Consider the following 18,393-nt stretch of genomic DNA (forward strand, 5'->3'; position numbering starts at 1 on the left):
CTGGACCCTCTTCGCAAGCGGCACGGCTGACGCCCAGGCACGGGTCGCCTGGGCGTGTTCGTCCGGAGAACGGAAGTGCCCGAGCTTTTCCCGCGAACCTCGCTGCGCTCGGACCGCGAAAAAATCTCGGGCACGGTTGCCGATGGGGCCCGATTACCGGGACAGTCTCCCCGAACCCTTCCCCCACAAGCGGAAATTCCGGCAACGACGCCTTCACCCTCTTCTTTGCCGGGAGGCTTCAAGAGCGCACGTGCGGGTCGCCGCGGGCAGAGGAGATGCGTGCAGGCCGGACCGATCGTTTTGCGGCGGGGGGTGAAGCGAATCCGAAGGCGTCCCGCATGGTCGCTCAAAAAGTGCTGGATGCAAGGAGCAAGAAGAATGCAAGCCCGATGCGTATGCTCCAATACGCGAGGGTTTGCATTCTTCGCAGCGACGCCGCAGACGGTGCTTTTTCAGCGACCAGGGGGGAGGGATGGGGTGTGGGGAAGGGAGGGAAGGACCCCTTTTTAAAGGGGTCCTTCCCTCCCTTCCCCACGATAAATCGACAGCAGACGCAACGCCCCACCGCACAGCAGGCCGCTCAAAAGGCGTCGGATGCAAGGAGCAAGAAAAAATCGCGCCCGACGCGTATTGCGACATACGCGAGGGCGCGATTTTTTCGCGGCGACGCGGCAGACGGCGCCTTTTCAGCGGCCTGCCTCGAGGGCCTCGATGTCGGAGATGAGCTTCGCGGGGACTTCGGAGCCGCACTCGTGGGCCTTGGCCACGTTCAGGCGGGCGGTCTTTGCGTCGCCGCGCTCGAGGGCGACGAGGGCGAGGTTCTGGTAGGCCGGGCCGAACTTGGGCTCCACGGCCAGGGCCTTGTGGCACCAGTTCTCGGCCGCGTCGAGCATGCCCTTCATGAAGTAGATGCCGCCCAGGTTGGCCATGGCCTGCACGAACTTGGGGTCCTGGGCCACGGCCTTCTTGAAGGCCGCGATGGCCTGGTCCGCCTCGCCGCGCTGCATGTGCACGAAGCCGATGTTGGCGTGGGACACGGCGAAGAAGGGGCGCTCGCGCGCGGCCATCTGGTTGTAGCGCAGGCAGGTCTCGAGGTCGCCGCGCTGCATGGCGATGCCGCCGAGCTGCACGTAGGCCTCCACCAGCTTGGGCGAGCAGTCCAGGGCCTTGATGAAGGACTCCTCGGCCTCGCGGAACATGCGCTTGGTCAGGTAGCCCATGCCCAGGTTGTAGTGGGTGTTGGCGCACTCCGGATTCTTGACCAGGGCGGCCTGCTGCTCCGCGATGTATTGGTCGACGTTCTGGGCGTTGGTCGGCATGGCTCTATTCCTCGTTTTGGTTCTGGCCTTCCATGTTCGTGACGTACCAGCGGGCGAAGTCGAACATGCCGAGGACACGCTCGTCCTCGTTGATCATGCCCAGGCACGCCTCGAAGGCGCCGCGCGCGTAAGTGTCGTTGTAGCGCTCGCGCGGCACGGTGTAGAGAAAGGCCCGGATGAGCTGCTGGGTGGTCATCCGGTTCTTGTCCTTGCGGATGTCGATGGGGTCCTTGGGCTCCTCGAAGGGATCCCACTTCTCGTAGCCGATGCGGTCGATGTACTTGCGCCGCCTCGGCGAAAGCTTCTCGTAGATGGCGCGCTTCAGCTCCTCGCGCTCCTCGGGCGAGACGTTGGCGGTCATGACTTGCCGCCTTCGCCCGGGCCCTTGACCTCGAGGACGTAGGGCTTGCCCTTGCAGCCGCCGGAGGCGGCCTGGGCGCAGCCGGAGCAGTCGCTCTCGCCGCACTCCCCGCACTCCTCGGTGGGGAAGTCGATGCGCTTGCCGGGCACGTAGGTCGCGGCGTCGGCGGGCCCGGTGGGCTTGTCGGCGGGCGCGGCGCCGGGCAGCTCGTCGGGCGCGAGCCCCGCGATCTCCTCGCCCTCGCCGTCCTTCTTGAGGCCCAGGTATTCCTCGTCGTACGTGTTCATGAGGGCCACGGACACGGGCACGAAGAGCGTGGCCAGGCCGGAGAACGAGCTGCCGAGGTCCTCGGCCACGCGCTGCGAGAGCTCCACCAGGCGGTCCTGGATCTTCTCGAGCTGCACGGTGGGATAGGGCTTGCCCGCCTCGAAGCCGGACAGGCCGCAGGTGCGGGTCTGCCCCTCGAAGGCCGTGGGGATGCCGTACAGGCGGCAGGTGATGGGCCGGTAGTCGTACCCGGCGCAGGCGCTCTCCTCGGTCAGCAGGGGGCAGCGCACGCGCTCGGCCGCGAGCTGGCGCAGGACCACCATGGTGTCCTCGCCGCTCTCCTTGGCCCGGAAGGCCTGGCGCACGATCTTGTGCTGCAGCCGCTCGGCCGCGTCGGCGCGCATGAGCACGGCGTCGCGCTCGCGGCCGGAGAAGGCCTTGTTGAAGCGGTCGTTGAGATAGGCGCCCTCGATGAGCGAGAGGTCGAAAAGGGCGTGGCAGCAGTCGTCGCAGCCCTGCTTGCAGGTCACGAGGTCGCCGCACTGCCCGCGCACGGTGGCGAAGAGCTTGTCCACCTCGGCCACGAGGGCTTCGTACTCGGCGAAATACGGGGAAAGGTCGATACCCATGCTGGCCTCCATGAACCGGCCGCACGGCGGATGCGTCACGCTGGACGGAGAGCGGAACCGGGGGCGCATGACCGGCGTTGTGCGCCCTGCCGCCGGTGCGACGTACGGTAAAAAAAGGGAGCGGCTTGCGGCCGCTCCCGTGATCCCGGATGCTCCGGGAAGAGCGCTTTACTCTTCTTCGACCGTGATGGCGTCCTGCTCGCAGACTTCGACGCAGGACTCGCAGCCAAGGCACTCTTCCTCGTTCACGGCCACGGCCTTGCCGTCCTGCATTTCGTAGACTTCGACGGGGCAGACGTCCACGCACTCGCCGTCGCCGATGCATTTCTCAACGTCGATGGTGATCTTGTAGCCCATGAGATTCCTCCAAAAAAAGATTTAATTCGGGTCTGTCTCCCCGTATGCGGAACCAGGATGGAACCGCCCCTGGAGCATTGCCTGCCGTCCGTTACGCCTCGCCAGACGAGGGGTGCGAACGAGTCGTTCTGCAATATCTTCCGAGTCCTGGCCTGTCAAGCGCGTGACCGGCCTCGAACCACCTTTTTTCACAGCCCCCGGGATGGCTTGCGAAGCCTTGTGGAACGGGCCTTTCAGGACCTCGAAGCACCGTCCGGATCGGTCGGACTTGACCGGATACGGAGCGCATGCGGCCGACGTGCCGGAGAGGGGGGCGGACCGCTCAGTCTTCGGCCTGGGTGGGGAGGTAGAAGAAGAAGACGTTGCCGCCGTCGTCGCGCTCGTAGCCCACGGCACCGCGGTGCAGCCGCACGACCTCCTTGATGAAGGACAGGCCGTGGCCCGTGCCGTATTCCGAGCTCGCGTTCCGGCTGCGGAAGCCCTCGCTGTAGAGCTTGGGCACGTCATCCTCCGGGATGGGCGCTCCGCTGGTGAGGACCGTGACGAGCACCGCCTCCTCCTGGTGGCCGTCGAAGCTCGGCACCACGCGCCAGTCGTAGACCAGCCTTGGGCCCTGGCCGTCCTCGTCGCGCGCGTACTTCACGGCGTTGGAGAAGAGGTTCGCCACCACCTGGCTTATGAGCCCCACGTCGGCCAGGACCTGCGGGTCCGGGACCTCCCGAGTGCCCGGCCCGGCCTCTATGCGCACCCCGCGCTCCTCGAGCCTCGCGCGGTAGCGCTCGAGCTGCGGCTCCACGATCTGCACGCGCAGGTTGCAGGGTCGCGGCTCGATCACGTAGCGCCCCTGCTCGAAGTGGCTGCGCCGAAGCAGCGTCTCCAGGAACATGGAGGTCTGCTCGTAGTGGCGGTAGATCTCACGGTACTGGCTCATCAGCGAGTCGAAGGCCGAGTCGATGTCGCGCTGGATGCGGCGGCACTCGTTCTCCTTCTCCGGGTCCTCCAGCGAGCAGTCGCTCGTGAACTCCGTGAACTTCGCCGTGATGTCGCGAAGGCGCATGATCCTGCTCTCCAGACGGCGGTAGAAGAGCTTGAAGTACATGTTCGGCACGATGACGTTGTGGCCGATGTCCTGCACCAGGTTGCGGATGAACTCCAGGTGCTCCTGGTTCTTTCCGGCGATGAGGCGGTTGTGGATGCGGTAGCCGATGCGGTTGGCGTACTTCTCGAAGAACAGCCGCTCGTGGTCGCCGAAATCGCCTGCCGGAAAGACCTCGAGCAGCCCGATGAGGTCCTTGTCCGGCTCGAAGGGGAGCTGCGAGAGCAACTCGTGGTTGCCCTTGATGGGGATGAAGTAGCGGCCGTCGGTGAGCGTCGGCACCTCCACGAGCACCGGCTCGGGCACGTCCGCGGGGGACTTGGGCGCGCAGCCGCCCTCGGAGCAGCAGCGCCACTCCAGGCGCTTGTGCGCGTTCAGCAGATACAGGCGGGCGCTCTTGCCGAAGATCACCTTGGGGATGAGCACGGTCAGGGTCCACAGGTCCTGCTTGTCCGTGAACTCCTGGGCCAGGTCGAAGAAGACGTTCAGGGCGCGGCTCTCGCGCTTGGTGAACTGGTAGTGCTGGTAGGCACTGAGCTTTTCGGCGATGCGGCGCGAGAGATGTTCCACGCGCCCGGCCTCCTGGTCGGGCGCCACGTCTTTCGTGCCGGCCAGATCGGGAAAGAGGATGTCCACGCCTACCGTGTTGCCTTCGTCCATATCGTCCTTCGCGTCCTGTCCGTTGCTTCTCCTGACCATTCTCTAAATGTCTTCGCCACTGCTTTGCAAGCCCCGCGCGAAACCTTCGGCAGCGCCCGGAGGCTTCATGCGCCGTTTGGCGGCGTTGCCAAAGGCGCCCCGCCTCGTGTACATGGTCGAGCACATTCCGGGGGGGATTGGGAGTCTTATGAAAGAAACGGCGTACCTGCTCAGCCGCGACGAACTTGTCGGCAAGTTCAGGAAGCTGCCCGTCCTGAACAACTTCGAGAACAAGTACCTCAGGCAGATCCTCTCGCTCAGCAAGCTGCGCATGTACGAGCCGGGCGAGCAGATCATCGAGGAGGGTCAGAACGACCGCTGGCTCTACATCGTCATCTCCGGCGAGGTGCGCGTGCACAAGGGCGGCGAGGAGCTCACCCGGCTCTCCCACGTGGGAGACATCTTCGGGGAGATGAACGTCATCGACGGCCAGCCCCGCTCGGCCTCCATCCACGCCGTCACCAACACCACCTGCCTGGCCATAGACGCCTCCTTCCTCGACAAGCTCGACGAGCAGGACAAGCACCCCTTCAACGCCGTGCTCTACCGCCTCTTCTCCGAGATCCTGGCCGAACGCCTGCGCGAGACCGACGCCGAACTCGCCCGCTGCCGCAAGGACCTCGAAAAGTACCGCAAGGCCTAGGCCGACAGCCCTCTTCCTGCACGGAGCCCTGCCGCACGCGCGCTTCCCGAGAGCGTGCGCCCCGGTACCGCTCGCCCAGGCAGACGTCGGGCGGGCGCAGCCGGTTGCCCTTCATGTCTGCGCGGGGTTTCGCGCATGGCGGACCGCTGGAATTGGATGATTTATCATCCAGCCGCTTTTATTTTCAGACCTTTTCCTTGTCGAGCAAAGAAAGAATGAAGAGCACGTGTGCATATGTATCCGTTGTGAAACGGATGCTTTTTTCATGCACGACCTGAGCGTAGAGGACAAATATTCACTCTTCCATGAAACAAGCATACTGATGCAGCTGTTGCTGCAGGCTCATTTTCCATTTTTGCACCGTCCAGATGAATGATCCAACGCAGCTTCTGGATCATGTTCCATGGCGTGTTCTCTTCGTTCTCGAAGGTCAAGGCCGTCCCGGAAGAGTGCTTGCCGCTCCACAGTTCGCCGAGCCATGCTCCATCCAGCCTGGACAGTGTGACATCGGCTGATTTATACACGGCTGCCGACCTGATCGATCGCCCATGGAAGCCTCCTGCCGCACGGCAGGGCCATGGTTTTCGGACACCGGCGCCCGCTGACGGCACTATCCTCGGGAGAATTGCTTAACAATGCGCATAAACTGGAAATATTCCTTCCTGGCGGCGATCCTGCTGCTGCCCTTCTTTTACTCCATGTGGTTCACCTTCCCCGCTGGCGACGACTTCATGTGCGCCAACCTGGCGCGGTATCCCTTCGACCTGTACACGAGCATCCAGCGAATGGGGTGGGAATGGTGGACATGGAGCGGGAGGTACACCTACCACTTCCTCTCGATATTCGTGGGAGACGCCGCCACGACGCGCTCCGGCTACGCGCTGGTCTGCACGGGGGTGGCGCTTGTATATTTCACGGCATTGCTGGGCATCTTCCGTGAATTGTGCGAGGGGCGCCACGTGGGCAATGCCGTCTTCTTCGCCCTGGTCTGCCTGCTGACCGTCTTCGCCGGCCACCGCACCTTGAGCCCGACATACTACCTGATCACCGACGCGCTGACCCTTGGACTCGGCAACGGGCTGGTCCTGCTCTTCATCTGGGCCCTATGCCGCGTGTGGTTCGCCGAGACCGTCACGCGGGGCGCCACACTCTTCGCCATCGTCAGCGGGGCCGCGGCCATCGGATGCTATGAGCATTCGGCCATCGCGACCCTCCTCGCCGCTGCGACCGCTGTCCTGCTGGCCCATGTCTACGACCACAGGCACCGCTCCACGTTCCGGCTGATCTTCAAGTTCATCGCCGGGTTCTTCCTTGTCTCCTTTCTGGCTCGAGGCAACTTCCGGCGCCAGACCAAGCGCAATGTCACCTGGGAGCTGATGCTGGAGCACCTGCTGACCGCAGGCAAGGACTGGTTCGTCTACTCGTTCTGGGGTTTCACCTCGGTCTTCCCTCTGACCGCGCTGTTCGTCTCCGGCATGATCAGGCCCCGCTGGAAAGTCTCGCTTGCAGCCAGGATCTCCGCACTGCGGGTTTTCCTCCTGGGGGGCATCCTCTTTTTCATACTTTCGGCCGGAATCGTCCTGGTGCACGCATTGAGCGACGTGACCGTGGGAGATACTCCGAAACTGCCTGCGAGCATCGGGCTTCTGACGGGCTACATCCTGGGGTTCGTCGCCTTGGCGTGCGGAGATCCCCTGCGCCGCCGGGTCGGGCGTATCCCTGTCTGGCTCCCGTCCCTGGCCCTGCTGGCCATCCTCGCCGCAACGGATAATGTCCAAAGGGCCGTGACTTCGGTGCTCAGCGGCGAAACGGCTGCCTATGGTGCGACGCAGGAGCGACGCTTCTCGGTTTTGCGCGAAAGCGCCGGACATTCCGTCGAGGTGGCTCGGCTGGATATCCACCCCTTTCCGGCTTCCACAGGGGAGGCCATCCCCGGCAATCCAGAGGCATGGCCTTCGCGCCACATTCGCCGGATGTTCGGCCTGACCGGCGTGCAGTCCACCCCTTTGTCCCCGAGCGTGGCGCTGGAAGATGCGGAGGCCTCGAAGGCCATCCATCCCACGGGCCTGCAGGTTCCACCCTTTTCCCGGACGGACATCGCCTTCGGGGTACGGGGAGGACCGAACAGGTCGTATGATTTCGACTGGCTCCTGCTGTCGGGCAAGGACATTGCGCCTGATACTGTCGTGACCGTCCTCGAGATCCCCGAGCCGGGAGGCGAACGCCTCATCCCGGTCGCTTTGCAGCGATGGCTCGACGGACGGGTCCTTTCCCAGGAGCAAGTGCGCCTTGGTTGGCTCGAGAGACTCGCCGGCTTTACACGCACGTTCGAGCTGCACGAGTGGCGCGTGCAGCCGCTACCCTCGGCAGCCACGGAATACGCGCTTCCTGTGCACAATCCGGCTGCGGGCGGTCTTCGCGCCCTTTACGTCAGTACGGACGGCACGAGATTCCAGTGTGCCTATCGGCGGGAATAATCCAGACTGCAGGCATGGCGGAAAAGACGGCGGCCTGCCCTCCGCCACCCGGCGAACGGGTGCAGGCCGTGCCTTTTCCCAGACGCGAGAATGCCCATTCAGCCAACCTGCCAAACGGCCTCCAAGGAAACCGACATGCCAGCAAAGCAGCGTACCCTCCGTTCGATCAGCCTCGTCATTCCTGTCTTCAACGAGGTTGAATCCCTCGGATACCTTCGCAAGGAGCTGGAACGCTGGCTCCCCTCCCTGGGAGACGTGACGGCGGAAGTCCTTCTCGTCGATGACGGCTCAAGGGACGGCTCGCTGCCTTTCCTGGCCCAATGGGCGGCAGACGACAGCCGCGTCAAGGTCATCTCCTTCAGCCGCAACTTCGGCCATCAGGCTGCGGTGAGCGCTGGTCTGCAGTATGCTCGAGGAGAGGCGGTGGCGGTGCTGGATGCCGACCTGCAGGACCCTCTCGATGTCGTTCACGACATGATCGCACGCTACGAGGAAGGCTACGACGTCGCCTACGGACAACGTGTGACCCGCCACGGGGAAACACGCTTCAAGCTGGCCACGGCCTGGCTGTTCTACAGGATAATGAGATTCGGCGTGCACAAGGAACTGCCTGTGGACGCAGGAGATTTTCGCCTGATTTCGCGCCGGTGCGTGGATTCCATAAATGCCATGCCGGAGACGCACCGGTTTCTGCGCGGCATGGTCGCGTGGTCCGGATTCCCGCAGGTGGGAGTCCCGTATGAGCGGGCCGGTCGCAGGTTCGGCGAGACGAAGTATTCCCTGCGCAAGATGCTTCGTTTCGCGTGGAACGCCATCACCTCTTTCTCCACCATCCCGCTCAAGCTCATGACCGCTGTCGGCGCGATCTTCTTCCTCCTCGGGCTCGGAGCCGGCGCCTATGCATTGTCGAGCCATATCTTCGGCCATACGGTCCCCGGGTGGACATCGCTCATGGGATTCAACGCCCTGGCCGACGGGCTCGTGCTCATCGGGCTCGGCCTCATCGGCGATTATGTGGGCAAGATATACGAAGAGGTGAAGCGCCGCCCTCTCTACATCATCCAGCGGGCTATCAACGTCGACGAGAAAGAAGGCGCACCCGACAATCGATAGACCAGGTGCGGCAGCCGGAACGTCCCGGCATCCGCCGGCCGCGCTCCATGCCCGGCGAGGCTGCCCGGCCGCGTCGGCACGCAGAGGGCACGATGCATCCCGCATTGCATTGCAACGACGCGCCGCCCCCCGGCAGTCTCCACCTGCGCTGACCTGCGGCGGTATCCGCACGAGTCGCCATCCCGGGTAGAAGCCATTTCCGCCCCCCTCGGGCTCATCAGGCCGGAGCCGCGCCAGAGGATCGCGCACATGCTTCGACAGGAAGGCCGCGCAGACAAAAAAAAGACCGGACACTGGGCCCGGCCTTTGCAACGTCAGCGATCAGGGACGGCTATTCTTCGGTGTCCTTGAGGGTGATGTTGAAGGCCACGTTGAAGAAGTGGTGGAAGAAGTCCACGTATTCGACCGTGGTGTTCTCGGGCACGTTGATGCGCGTGGGCGCGAAGGTGATGATGCCCTTGATGTTGGCGTCCACCAGGTAGTTGGCCGCGCGCTGGGCGCGTTCCGGCGGGGTGGTGATGATGCCGATCTCGATGTTCAGCTCCTTGACCTTTTCGGGCAGGCGGCGGGAGCAGATGACCTCGAGCCCGGAGACGACCTCGCCGATCTTGAAGGGGTCGCAGTCGAAGGCGCCCGCGATGTGGAAGCCCCGCTGCTTGAAGACCTTGTGGCGCAGGATGGCGCGGCCCAGGTTGCCCACGCCGACCAGGGCGCAGTTCCAGGTGCGATCGACGCCGAGCGCCTTCTTGATGGAGGTGTTCAGGTCCTGGACGTAGTAGCCGACGCCGCGCACGCCGAACTCGCCGAAGTAGGCGAGGTCCTTGCGGATCTGGGAAGGGTTCACGTCGCAGATGCGGGCCAGGTGCTCGGAGGAGATGACTTCCACGCTGTCGCTGTGCAGGCTCTCGAGGACCTGCACATAGATGGCGAGCCGCTGGATGGTCGCCCTGGGGATGTGTTCGCTCTTCAACGTACTCACGGTGTGCTCACGGGGGGCTCACGTTATCGTGATCTTTGTGAAATCTGTAACTTTTTCAAACGCGAAAACGGGGAGGCCCCATGGGGCCTCCCCTCTTCGCAGTCGTGACTACTGCAGGGTGACGCCGCCGACCCAGGGGTTGGCGAAGATGAGGATCAGGTTCACGACCAGGGCGTAAATGGCCAGGGACTCGATGAAGGCCAGGCCCAGGATCAGGGTAACGGTCAGCTTGCCGCCGGCCTCGGGGTTGCGGGCGGTGCCTTCGCAGGCGGCCTTCAGGCCAAGGCCCTGGCCGATGCCGCAGCCGGCGGCCGCAATGGCCATGCCGAGGGCGGCGCCCCAGGAGGTGGCGGTGATGGCGGCGGCGGCGCCGTCGGCGGCGAACGCGACGGAGGCGAAGGCGACCATGGCCATGGCGGCGAACAGAATCGTCAGCATCTTGCGCATGATGAAACTCCTTAAGCGTATAATGTTAGTGGTCTGAGACCATTTCCCCCAAGACTAGTGGGCGTGCTCCAGGGAGCCCTTCAGGTAGATCATCGTCAGGATGAAGAAGATGAAGGCCTGGATGGTCTTGGCCAGCCCGAAGAGGAAGTACATCGGGATGGTGGAGACCACCGGCGCCAGGGTGAAGAGCAGCACGAGCACGATTTCCTCGCCGCGGATGTTGCCGAAGAGTCGCAGCGTGAGAGAGAGCGGGCGGGCGAGGTGCGAGACGATCTCGAGCACCAGCATCAGCGGCGCCAGGGCCGGGATGGGGCCCATGAAGTGCTTGATGTAGCCGAAGCCGTGCTGCCGCACGCCCCAGTAGTTGTAGTAGAGGAACACGAAGATGGCCATGGCCGCGTTCGTGTTGACGTTGGCGGTGGGCGCGTCGAAGCCCGGCACCAGGCCTGTGAGGTTCATGAACCAGATGAAGAGGAAGATGGTCGCCAGGATCGGGAAGACCCTGCGGCCCGCCTCGCCCACGTTGGCCACCACGAAGTCCTCGAGGCCGCCGATGATGACCTCGAAGAAGTTCTGCAGACCGGCAGGAACCATGGACACGGAGCGCGCGACCAGAAGGCTCATGCAGATGAGCACCAGCATGACGAACCAGGTGAAGAGCACGTGCTCGGGCACATGCAGTCCCACGCTTTCCGCCAGCGTGGGTATGATCAGCAGCGAATGGGGAAGACCTCCTGCAGCGGCCATGCCTAAGCCTCCTTCACTTTTTGCCCGGCAACCCGGGTCGCGCCCCACACGAGCGCGGTTGCCACCACCGTTGTCAATCCGGCCAGCAACCCGCTGAGCGGCACGCGCAGCCAGACGATCAATCCGTACAAAGCCACTCCCGTCAGGCCGAGCCTCAGGTAGAAGCGCATGATCTGCGCCCCCACCGCACCCTGGCGCACCTTGACGGCGACCTGGGCGAAACCGGCCAGACAGTAGAAATTCACCGTCACGATCAGGGCTCCGGCCGCGAAGGCCAGGCCCCACATTCCGGTAACGGCGAAGAGCAGCGAGAGGACCGCGGCGAGAAGGATCTGCATGGCGACCAGACGGCGCACGTCGGCCTGCCGGAAACCGCGCTTGTAGAGCGCGGACTCGACATGGTGCCTAATGCTCTGGATCATCATCCTTTCCTTCCGCCTTCCGGGCGTCCTCTTCCGCTTCCTCTGCCGCCGCAGCCTGCTGCATCTTGCGTACGTCCTCGAACATGTTCTTGAAGCCCGCGACGATTCCAGCGATGAGCCAGAACAGCATCACCCAGGGCTTCCAGCACAGGCCGTGGTCACACAGCCACTTTTCGAGAAAGTACCCTATCGCCAACCCGACGAAGGTGCAGGTGACCATGTGAATGCCCATGGTCGCTGCGTTGGCAAAATAACCCCACGCTCCGGATTTCTTGCTGGTCACTTCTGCGCCTGTCGTTGGGTCCGCGTTCTCGCCGGGCCCCCCGCCGGGGCCTCGTGCAGAGGACCTCTCCGGACTCGTTCTTGAATTCACAAGTAGGAACGGCACCTACCATGCACCTCCTGTCAAGTCAATCGCCGGGGGCCGAAAAATATACAGCGAGGCCGCGCTGCCCTTGGCTCGCGCAATTTCTCCCGCGCCCGCGCGAAGCTCCCGGACCGCTCCCCCGTGACATTCCGGGGGGAAGAATTTACTTTAAGCAGCTCACTATCCCCAAGCGAGGTATCAATGGCCGCACCCAAGTCCCTGCCCGTCTCCAAGCTCTCCGCCCGGCTCGAACCGGACAAGGTCCCGTTCGCCGACTCCACGGCCATACCCCACTCGGGCAAGGCCCAGGGGCAGCAGCCCCGCGCACTGCAGGCCTTCGAGCTCGGCCTGGCCATCCCCGGCGGCGAGCACCACATCTTTCTGTCCGGAGAGCCGGAACTCGGCAGGACCTATTTCGTGCGGCGCCTCCTCGCGCCCCGCGCGGCCCGCCTCCCCGCCCCGCCGGACCAGCTCTACCTGAACAACTTCGAGGACCCGGACCGCCCCCTGGCGGTCTCCCTGCCCGCCGGAACCGGCCGCCGCTTCAAGGCCGCCATGGCCAAGGCCGTCAGCGGCCTGCAGGGCGACATCCCCGCCCGCCTCGAGCAGGACGCCTTCCACAAGCAGCGCGAGGCCCTGGTCGCGGGCTTCGCCTCCCGGCGCGACGCCATCTACCGCGAGATGGAGCAGATGGCCGAGCAGCAGGGCTTCGCCCTGGCCTTCGACGACAACGGCGGCATGACCCTCGTGCCCCTGTGGGAAGGCAAGCTCGTCAACCAGCCCGAGTTCGACCGCCTCTCCCCCCAGGTCCAGAAGAGCCTGCGCGCCGCGCGCGACCAGCTCCTCTCCGAGCTGATGAAGATGCTGCGCCGCATCCAGGCCGAGGAAAAGAACCTGCGCGAGGACGAGGCCAACCTCGAGAAGGCCCTGGTCCAGTCCTCCCTGGACGAGCACCTGGGGCCGCTCTCCCGCACCTTCGGCGTGCACGCGCCCCTGGCCTCCTGGCTCGACGCCGCCCGCGCCCACATCCTCGACAACCTCGACCAGATCATGCCCGCCGAGGAAGAGGAGCGCGACACCCGCAGCGAGCGCGAGCGCCTCTCCACCCCGGACTTCTGGGACTGCATGCAGGTCAACCTCTTCGTGGACAACTCCGCCTTCGCCGCGAAGGGCGGCGCGCCCGTCGTGGTCGAGGACCACCCCACCTTCTTCAACCTCCTCGGCCTCATCGAGCGCGAGGCCGAGCTCGGCGCCCTGTCCACCGACTTCACCCTGATCAAGGCCGGGAGCCTGCACCGCGCCAACCACGGCTACCTCGTGGTCCAGGCCGAGGACCTGCTCGTCCATCCCTCGGCCTGGGAAGGCATCCTGCGCGCCCTGCGCACCGCCCAGGCCCGCGTCGAGGACCCCTCCGAGCACGACCAGCCCCGCACCCGCACCGTGGAGCCCGAGCCCGTGCCCCTCTCGGTCAAGGTCATCCTCATCGGCACGGACGAGCTCTACGAGACCCTGCTCCTCGGCGACCCGCGCTTCCGCAAGCTCTTCAAGATAAAGGCCCACCTGCAGGACACCGTGGCCCGCACCGCGGCAAACATCCGCGGCTTCCTGCGCGAGGTCGGCGAGATCGTGCGCGAGGCGGGCCTCCTGCCCTTCACCCGCGAGGCCCTCGGCGGCCTCGTGGACTTCAGCTCCCGCCTCGCCTCGCACCAGAAGAAACTCTCCCTGCAGTACCCCCTGGTGCGCGACCTGATGGTCGAGGCCGCGGCCATGGCCTCCATGTCCGGCGAGGAGGCCGTGTCCGGCGAGACCATCCGCCGCGCCCAGGCCGCCCGCGACTTCCGCGCCAACCTCTACGAGGAGGAATTCCTCGAGGACTACGACAAGGGCGTCATCAAGGCCCCCACCACCGGCTGCGCCGTGGGGCGCGTCAACGGCCTGGCCGTCTCCTACTACGGAGACTACGCCTTCGGCCTGCCCCACCAGATAGCCTGCACCGTGGGCGTGGGCGAGGGCGGCATCATCGACCTCGAGCGCGAGGCCGAGCTCGGCGGCCCCATCCACACCAAGGCCATGATGATCCTCAAGTCCTACCTCCTGGACCGCTTCGCCCACGAACGGCCCCTGGTCATGGCGGGCTCCCTGTACTTCGAGCAGTCCTACGCCCACGTGGAGGGCGACTCCGCCTCCGGCGCCGAGCTCGCCGCCCTGCTCTCCGCCCTCGCCGAGGTGCCGCTCGACCTCTCCAAGGCCTTCACCGGCGCCGTCAACCAGTCCGGCCACATCATGGCCGTGGGCGACGTCACCCGGAAGATCGAGGGCTTCTTCGAGGTCTGCCGCCGCCGCGGCCTCACCGGCACCCAGGGCGTCATCATCCCGGCCGACAACGTCGACACCCTCATGCTCAAGTCCGAGGTCACCGACGCCGTGGCCGCGGGACAGTTCGCCATCTGGCCCGTCGAGAGCATCGAACAGGCTCTCGAACTGCTCACCTCCATCCCCGCGGGCAAGCGCGGCAAGCGCGGCTACCCCCACGGCACCATGCTGCGCCGCGTGGACCAGCGCCTCCAGGATCTCGCCGACAAGGCCCAGAGCTACAAGCGTCGCGGCCGCTCGCGGTAGGACAGGAAATCAGGGAGGGCGCCGCCCTCCCTGCATCCGCCTGCAGGAGAGGGGCTGCGCGCCCCTCTCTGGACTCTCCCGCGCCAGGCCGAGCCTGGACCCGCTTTGCAAACGATACGACCGTCGCCCGGGCACGGCCTGCCCGGGCGTGACAGGTCTTGAAGACGGAAGCGTCCGACAGGCCTCCGACGTTCGACACGCCCCCGCGAAACGGGGCCGAAAGGTTTCGGGGAAGGAGGACGGAGGGGGTTCCCTCCTTCCTCCCCGCGTCTTTCCTGGCGCCCGGGCATGGTGGCAGCCGCGCCGAATATCTTATATGGAAGGCCGAGGCATCAGGCCTCGCCTTTCCGGCGGTGTCGGCCGTCTTCCGGGGGAAAGCCGAAGGGGCATCCGTGAGCAAGCTGCATTTGAACTTCAAGGACCGTGTCGGCATCGTGGCCGACATCTCGTCGCAGATCGCCCGCCACGGCCTGAACATCATGACCATGGAAGTGGTCCAGGAGGCCGGGCACGCCCACGTCTTCGTGGAGCTCGACCACGGCGACAGGCCCTGCCCGCGCGAGGACATCCTGACGATGCTGGCCGTGTTCCCGGACCTGATCGAGATCAGCTTCGTGAACGCCATGCCGCACGAGAAGCAGTCCAGCCTCCTGCGCACCGTCCTGGACAACGTCGACGAGTCCGTCGTCGCCGTGGACGCCAAGGGCTGCGTGACCATGATCAACAGCGTGGCCGAGAGCAGCTTCAAGTGCAGGCGGGAGGAGGTCCTGGGCCGCCATGTGCGCGACCTGCGCCTGCCGGACTGCTCGATCCTGGGCTGCCTGGACGGCGAGCCCTTCAGCAACGCCAAGTGCAGCATGCTCCACGGCAGGAAGCGGATGCACTACTTCGTCACCGGGCGGCCCATCGTGGACGCCTCGGGCGACGTCACGGGCGCCGTCGCGGTCATCAAGGACGCGCAGGAGATCCAGAGCCTGGCCAAGACCATGTGCGAGCCGGACCAGATAAGCTTCAGCGACATCATCGGCACGAGCGCGGGCCTGCGCCAGGTGACGGCCGTGGCCGAGAAGATCGCCGCCACGGACGCCATCGTCACCATCCGCGGCGAATCCGGCACGGGCAAGGACCTGCTCGCCCAGGCCATCCACACGGGAAGCGGCAGGGGCGGCCAGTTCGTGGCCATCAACTGCGCGGCGGTCCCGGAGGCCCTGCTGGAGAGCGAGCTCTTCGGCTACGTGGGCGGGGCGTTCTCCGGCGCCCGGAAGGAGGGGCGGCCGGGCCTGTTCGAGCTGGCCGGAGAGGGCACCGTCTTCCTCGACGAGATCGCCGAGATGCCCCTGTCCGCGCAGGCCAAGATCCTGCGCCTGATCCAGAGCCTGCGGCTGCGCCGCCTGGGCGGCGACCAGGAGATACCCGTGCGCGCCCGGATCGTCACGGCCACCAACCGCAACCTCGAGGACCTGGTGGAGCGGCGCCTCTTCCGCGAGGACCTCTACTACCGCATCAACGTCCTGCCGCTGCACATCCCGCCGCTTCGCGAGCGGCCCGAGGACATCCCGGTCCTGGCCGACCACTTCCTCTTCCAGCTCTCCTCGCGGCTCGGCAAGGGGCTCCTCTCCTTCGCCCCCCCGGCCCGGGAGAAGCTCCTGAAGCACCACTGGCCGGGAAACGTGCGCGAGCTCAAAAACGTGGTGGAGCGCTCCGCGATCCTCTGCGAGTCCAACCGCATCGACGCGGACTCCATCCTCCTCGTGCACGGGCTCGGCCGCGAGGGCCCGGCAGCGCCCCGCGTGGCCGGCGGCCGGGGCGAATCCCTGCGCTCCGCCCTGGACCGCTACGAACGCAGCATCCTCGTGGCAGCCCTGGGGGACAAGAAGAGCATCCGCCAAGCCGCCAAGAGCCTCGGCATCTCCCACACGGCCCTGCGCAACAAGCTGCGCAAGCACCGCATGGAATCATAGCGTGCCATTGGAAATTTTTATTTCCATCGACATAACGCCTTAATTTTCAAGATAATTACAGAAAGCTTCCATCCGTTCGGAAAGTTTTCGTTCCAGAAGTGTTTCCTTTTGCCCATCGTGCCGGGCCTCCAGCCCACCCGCACCCGGCCTCGGCGGCGGCCTTCGCTCGCGCCGCCCGCCCCCCGCCCGTCCGCCCTCGTCCGTGAAAATCCCAGCAACCATCACGATTCCCGGGCAGAGGCGCCCGTTCCCGGAGGAACCTCCCGGGAGCGGCGGGAAGGGCATTCCCTACCGTTGGCAAGGCTTTTGCTTTTTCGTTGCGCCTGCGTATGAAAACAACAGAATTCCAACCAGCAACCTGGAGCAGTGAAATGATCGTCGGCATCCTCAAGGAAATAAAGACTGAAGAGAACCGCGTCTGCATGACCCCCTCCGGCGTGGAAGTCATGTGCCAGCGCGGCCACACCCTGCTGGTGGAGAAGGGCGCCGGAGCCGGAAGCGGCTTCGAGGATGCCGCCTATGCCGCGGCCGGGGCCGAGATCGTCGCCACTGCCAAGGAGATCTACGCGCGGGCCGAGATGGTCATGCACGTCAAGGAGCCCATGCCCTCCGAGTACGGCATGATCCGCGAGGGCCAGATCGTCTTCACCTACCTGCACCTGGCCGCCGACGAGAAGCTGACCCAGGGCATGATCAAGAGCAAGTGCGTGGGCATCGCCTACGAGACCATGCAGAAGGCCAACGGCTCCCTGCCGCTGCTCACGCCCATGAGCGAAGTGGCCGGACGCATGGCCGTGCAGCAGGGCGCCAAGTACCTGGAGATGGAGCACGGCGGACACGGCGTGCTGCTCGGCGGCGTCACCGGCGTGGATCCGGCCGTGGTCGTCGTCATCGGCGGCGGCGAGGTCGGCGCCAACGCGGCCAAGATGGCCTGCGGCCTGGGCGCCAAGGTCTACCTCCTGGACATGAACCTGGACCGCCTGCGCTACCTCGGCGACATCATGCCCAAGAACTGCTTCCCCCTGATGTCCAGCCCGGCCACGGTGCGCGAGCTCATCAAGCAGGCCGACGTGGTCATCGGCGCGGTCCTCATCCCCGGCGCCAAGGCCCCCAAGCTCATCACCCGCGACATGCTGAAGACCATGAAGAAGGGCTCCGTGCTCGTGGACGTGGCCATCGACCAGGGCGGCTGCTTCGAGACCTCCAAGCCCACCACCCACACCGATCCCATCTACACCGTGGACGGCGTGATCCACTACTGCGTGGCCAACATGCCCGGCGCGGTGGCCAAGACCTCCACCCTGGCCCTGACCAACGCCACCCTGCCCTACGCCCTGCAGATCGCCTCCAAGGGCTGGAAGCAGGCCATGCGCGACACCCTGGAGATCAAGCGCGGCGCCAACGTGGTGCACGGCAAGATCACCTTCCAGGGCGTGGCCGAGGCCTTCGGCCTCGAATACACCCCCGTGGATTCCCTCCTGTAGTTCCTGATGCCGCACGGGCCTTGTCGGCCCAACGCAGGGAGGGGCTCCGCGCCCCTCCCTGCACCCTCCCCGCGCGAGGCCAAGCCTCGACCTGCCTCGCACGCGTCACCTCGGCCGAACGGACACAGGCTGCCCGGGCGTGATCTGCCGCAAGAATTCTCTTCCCCTTTCCCTTCTCCCCCCACGCCTTCGATACCATCCGTCGTCCTCACCGCAGGCGCAAACGAACCCGCCTTCACGCCTCGTCCCGACACGGCCCGCCGTGGCGCACGACCGCGCCGACCGAAGGGACCGACGGTCCCGCGGCGCGCGGCAGGCCCCCGCGAAGCGGAGCCGAAAGGTTTCGGGGAAGGGGGATGGAGGGGTTCGGGGAATCTTCCCCGACGGCAACCGTGCCCGGGATTTT

At 65.4% G+C, this 18,393-nt stretch carries 16 protein-coding genes; 6 read left to right on the top strand and 10 right to left on the bottom strand.

The window, feature by feature from the left end; translation table 11 throughout:
• Positions 1-686 precede the first annotated feature (686 nt).
• From DSX2_RS11740 to DSX2_RS11760, 5 genes are all read right to left on the bottom strand, one after another.
• Positions 687-1,319, bottom strand: a complete 633-nt coding sequence (locus DSX2_RS11740) for a tetratricopeptide repeat protein (protein ID WP_020881317.1) — start codon at positions 1,317-1,319, stop codon at positions 687-689.
• Between the two features lie 4 nt (positions 1,320-1,323).
• The gene (locus DSX2_RS11745) at positions 1,324-1,680 is read right to left on the bottom strand and encodes a hypothetical protein (protein ID WP_020881318.1); all 357 of its coding nucleotides are present in this window, start codon (positions 1,678-1,680) and stop codon (positions 1,324-1,326) included.
• Positions 1,677-2,576 carry a YkgJ family cysteine cluster protein gene (locus DSX2_RS11750; RefSeq protein ID WP_020881319.1) on the bottom strand — a complete coding sequence of 300 codons (900 nt, stop codon included), beginning with the start codon at positions 2,574-2,576 and terminating at the stop codon, positions 1,677-1,679. The genes DSX2_RS11745 and DSX2_RS11750 overlap by 4 nt, the downstream gene beginning before the upstream one ends.
• A gap of 168 nt (positions 2,577-2,744) precedes the next feature.
• On the bottom strand, positions 2,745-2,933 hold the full coding sequence (locus tag DSX2_RS11755) for a ferredoxin (RefSeq protein WP_020881320.1): 189 nt from the start codon (positions 2,931-2,933) through the stop codon (positions 2,745-2,747).
• A 322-nt stretch (positions 2,934-3,255) separates the two neighbouring features.
• Entirely contained in the window at positions 3,256-4,689 is a 1,434-nt protein-coding gene (locus DSX2_RS11760; RefSeq protein ID WP_020881321.1) for a sensor histidine kinase KdpD, read from the bottom strand.
• Positions 4,690-4,876: 187 nt separating this feature from the next.
• Here DSX2_RS11760 and DSX2_RS11765 point away from each other — a divergent pair, with 187 nt between their 5' ends.
• The 3 genes from DSX2_RS11765 (at position 4,877) to DSX2_RS11775 (ending at position 8,961) form a co-directional block, all read left to right on the top strand.
• Positions 4,877-5,371, top strand: a complete 495-nt coding sequence (locus DSX2_RS11765) for a Crp/Fnr family transcriptional regulator (RefSeq protein ID WP_035042147.1) — start codon at positions 4,877-4,879, stop codon at positions 5,369-5,371.
• 635 nt (positions 5,372-6,006) lie between these two features.
• The gene (locus DSX2_RS11770; RefSeq protein ID WP_020881323.1) at positions 6,007-7,848 is read left to right on the top strand and encodes a hypothetical protein; all 1,842 of its coding nucleotides are present in this window, start codon (positions 6,007-6,009) and stop codon (positions 7,846-7,848) included.
• A gap of 135 nt (positions 7,849-7,983) precedes the next feature.
• Complete coding sequence (locus tag DSX2_RS11775; protein WP_020881324.1) at positions 7,984-8,961, top strand: glycosyltransferase family 2 protein; 978 nt, start codon at positions 7,984-7,986, stop codon at positions 8,959-8,961.
• Positions 8,962-9,292: 331 nt separating this feature from the next.
• Here the strand turns inward: DSX2_RS11775 and DSX2_RS11780 are convergent, their stop codons facing one another.
• From DSX2_RS11780 to DSX2_RS11800, 5 genes are all read right to left on the bottom strand, one after another.
• Positions 9,293-9,940, bottom strand: a complete 648-nt coding sequence (locus tag DSX2_RS11780; RefSeq protein WP_020881325.1) for a redox-sensing transcriptional repressor Rex — start codon at positions 9,938-9,940, stop codon at positions 9,293-9,295.
• A 108-nt stretch (positions 9,941-10,048) separates the two neighbouring features.
• Positions 10,049-10,387, bottom strand: a complete 339-nt coding sequence (atpE, locus tag DSX2_RS11785; protein ID WP_020881326.1) for an ATP synthase F0 subunit C — start codon at positions 10,385-10,387, stop codon at positions 10,049-10,051.
• A 54-nt stretch (positions 10,388-10,441) separates the two neighbouring features.
• A complete protein-coding gene (atpB, locus tag DSX2_RS11790) occupies positions 10,442-11,134 on the bottom strand; it encodes a F0F1 ATP synthase subunit A (RefSeq protein ID WP_020881327.1) in 693 nt (230 codons plus the stop codon).
• Positions 11,135-11,136: 2 nt separating this feature from the next.
• The gene (locus DSX2_RS11795; RefSeq protein WP_020881328.1) at positions 11,137-11,556 is read right to left on the bottom strand and encodes an ATP synthase subunit I; all 420 of its coding nucleotides are present in this window, start codon (positions 11,554-11,556) and stop codon (positions 11,137-11,139) included.
• The gene (locus DSX2_RS11800; RefSeq protein WP_020881329.1) at positions 11,540-11,839 is read right to left on the bottom strand and encodes an AtpZ/AtpI family protein; all 300 of its coding nucleotides are present in this window, start codon (positions 11,837-11,839) and stop codon (positions 11,540-11,542) included. The genes DSX2_RS11795 and DSX2_RS11800 overlap by 17 nt, the downstream gene beginning before the upstream one ends.
• 285 nt (positions 11,840-12,124) lie before the next feature.
• On the opposite strand from DSX2_RS11800, the gene DSX2_RS11805 reads away from it, so the two are divergent.
• The 3 genes from DSX2_RS11805 (at position 12,125) to ald (ending at position 17,987) form a co-directional block, all read left to right on the top strand.
• Positions 12,125-14,542 carry a Lon protease family protein gene (locus DSX2_RS11805; protein ID WP_020881330.1) on the top strand — a complete coding sequence of 806 codons (2,418 nt, stop codon included), beginning with the start codon at positions 12,125-12,127 and terminating at the stop codon, positions 14,540-14,542.
• Positions 14,543-14,934: 392 nt separating this feature from the next.
• Entirely contained in the window at positions 14,935-16,503 is a 1,569-nt protein-coding gene (locus tag DSX2_RS11810; protein WP_020881331.1) for a sigma 54-interacting transcriptional regulator, read from the top strand.
• Positions 16,504-16,874: 371 nt separating this feature from the next.
• The gene (ald, locus tag DSX2_RS11815; protein ID WP_020881332.1) at positions 16,875-17,987 is read left to right on the top strand and encodes an alanine dehydrogenase; all 1,113 of its coding nucleotides are present in this window, start codon (positions 16,875-16,877) and stop codon (positions 17,985-17,987) included.
• The last annotated feature ends 406 nt before the right edge of the window (positions 17,988-18,393 follow it).

Origin of the sequence: Desulfovibrio sp. X2 (assembly GCF_000422205.1) — a bacterium.
Lineage (GTDB): Bacteria > Desulfobacterota > Desulfovibrionia > Desulfovibrionales > Desulfovibrionaceae > Alkalidesulfovibrio.